Source organism: Paraclostridium sp. AKS73 (assembly GCF_025671395.1).
GTDB classification, from domain to species: Bacteria; Bacillota; Clostridia; order Peptostreptococcales; family Peptostreptococcaceae; genus Paraclostridium; species Paraclostridium benzoelyticum.
Genome location: NZ_JAIXHU010000076.1, coordinates 1 through 2528, shown reverse-complemented (window position 1 = coordinate 2528; position 2528 = coordinate 1). Strand labels below are relative to the sequence as shown.

2 protein-coding genes and 1 pseudogene are annotated in these 2528 nt (G+C 29.7%); all 3 read right to left on the bottom strand.

Annotated elements, in window-relative coordinates; all coding sequences use genetic code 11:
• A partial coding sequence (locus LEQ07_RS19510; protein ID WP_317852136.1) for a methionine adenosyltransferase occupies positions 1-663 on the bottom strand: 663 nt, incomplete at its 3' end.
• A gap of 22 nt (positions 664-685) precedes the next feature.
• Positions 686-1563, bottom strand: a pseudogene (speB, locus tag LEQ07_RS19505) (agmatinase).
• Positions 1553-2404: a polyamine aminopropyltransferase gene (gene speE / locus LEQ07_RS19500; protein ID WP_263331918.1), complete on the bottom strand. Its 852-nt coding sequence runs from the start codon at positions 2402-2404 to the stop codon at positions 1553-1555. The pseudogene speB and the gene speE overlap by 11 nt, the downstream one beginning before the upstream one ends.
• Between the last annotated feature and the right edge of the window lie 124 nt (positions 2405-2528).

Below are 2528 nucleotides of genomic sequence, written 5' to 3'. Positions count from 1 at the left end.
AACTTTTATAACTTTTTCTATTAAATCTTTTCTTATTGTCTCAGTACTTACTGTTTCACAATGTTGAGTAGATATTAATACTGTATGAACTCTAACTGCCTTGTTTCCATCGTATTCAACAGTAACTTGAGTCTTTCCATCTGGTCTTAAGTATTCTAATTCTCCACTTTTTCTAACTTCTGTTAATCTTCTTGATAACTTATGAGCAAGAGATATTGGAAGAGGCATTAATTCCTCTGTTTCATTACATGCGAAGCCAAACATTATACCTTGGTCTCCAGCTCCTATTTTTTCTATTTCATCTTCAGTTAATTCACCACTTCTGTTTTCTAAAGCTTCGTCAACTCCCATAGCTATATCTCCCGATTGCTCATCTATAGAAGTTATAACTGCACAAGTATCTCCGTCAAATCCGAATTTTGCTCTAGTATATCCTATTTCTTTAACTGTTTCTCTAACTAATTTAGGTATATCAACATAAGTGTTAGTACTTATTTCTCCTGCAACTAATACTAATCCTGTTGTAACTGTTGTTTCACAAGCAACCCTAGCTTGTGGGTCATTTGTTAAAAGTGCATCTAATATTGCATCTGATATTTGATCACATATTTTATCTGGATGTCCTTCTGTAACTGATTCTGATGTAAATAAATGTCTTGCCATTTAATTATCCTCCTAGGTTTACTTATTTTATCTTATCGCTTACTATAAGTGCTAATTCTCTTAATATTTTACATGCCGTAACTGTAGAAACATTTGTATTATCATAATCTGGGCTAAGTTCTACAATATCTAATCCAACTAAATTTATGTTTGAATTTTTTAGTATTTTAAAAATCCCCTCAAACTCTTTATAAGTTACTCCTCCTGGTTCTGGAGTCCCAGTTCCCGGAAAATAGATGGATCTAAAACATCTAAATCAATAGTTAAATATATATTTTTATTTTCTAGTTTATCTACTATTTCTTTAAACGTATTTATAGTGTGAGTTTCCATGTATGTATGCTTACACTTTAATGCAAATTCAAACTCTTCTTTAGTTCCAGATCTTATTCCAAATTGAAATATTTTATTATCTCCGACAATATCCCATATACGTTTTATAACTGTCGCATGTGAATTTTCATTATTATTATACTCTTCTCTCAAATCTGTATGCGCATCAAAGTGAAGCACATACAAATCATTGTATTTTTCATGTACTGCTTTAAATGCAGGTAATGTTACTAGATGTTCTCCACCTATCATGAAAGGTACTTTATTATCTTTTATAATACTTTTTGTACCTTCATATATTTCATTTAAAACTGTATCTGTATTTCCTATGCTAAGTTCTAAATCTCCAATATCACAAATCTTATAATCATCCATATCTAAGTCAAGTATCGTGCTATAAGTTTCTAATCCATAAAACTCAGATCTCATTGAAGATGATGCAAATCTAGTTCCCGGTCTATTTGAAGTGGTTCCATCAAATCCTGCTCCAAATACAACTAACTTACTTTCTTCGTAAGAATCATCCATACTCATAAATGTAGGTGTATTATAAAATTTATTTTTCATTTAACATATCCACAACATATTGAGGTAACATAAATGCCCCAGTATGTATATTGCTATTGTAATATTTAGTCTTTAAGTTTAAGTTTTCCCAAGCTTCTTTGTTTTGGTCTTTTATTGGATCATATTTTTTAGATGCAAACCCAAATAACCAATGTCCTGATGGATAAGTAGGTATATGAGCTTGGTAAACCTTAGCTATAGGGAATAAATTAGTTATTTTTTCATTAGCTCTTTTCATTTCTTTAGCATTAAAGTCAAAGTATGGGCTTTCATTTTGATTTACAAGTATACCTTCATCACTTAATACTCTGTAACAATCATTGTAAAAGTCAACTGAGAATAATCCTTCTCCAGGTCCTATTGGATCTGTTGAATCCACGATTATTAAATCATATGATTTATCTTTTGAATTTTTAACAAAAGCAACTCCATCTTCAAAATACAAGTTAACTCTAGGATCATCTAATTTACAAGCACATATATCTATATACTCTCTTGATACATCCACTACCATTTTATCTATTTCAACCATATCAATTTTTTCTATTTGAGGATATCTAGTTAACTCTCTTACAGTACCTCCATCTCCTCCACCTATAACTAATACATTTTTTATATTCATATTAGTTGCCATAGGAACGTGAACTATCATATCATGGTATATAAATTCGTCTTTGTAACTTACCATCATAAGTCCATCTAAAGTTAAAAACTTTCCAAACTCCTTACTTTCAAATACATCAACCCTTTGAAAATCTGATTGATCGCTAAATAAGTGTTTATCTACTTTTATTGAGAAACGAACATTGTCTGTCCACTCTTCTGTATACCAAAGTTCCATAAATTAGACCTCCAAATTTTGAATTTAATTTTTATTTTTGTATGTTTTTATTTTTATTTATATATATTTCTTAAATCGTCAGTTTTGACCATTTTTATTATATGTTATAATTGAATTGAATTTA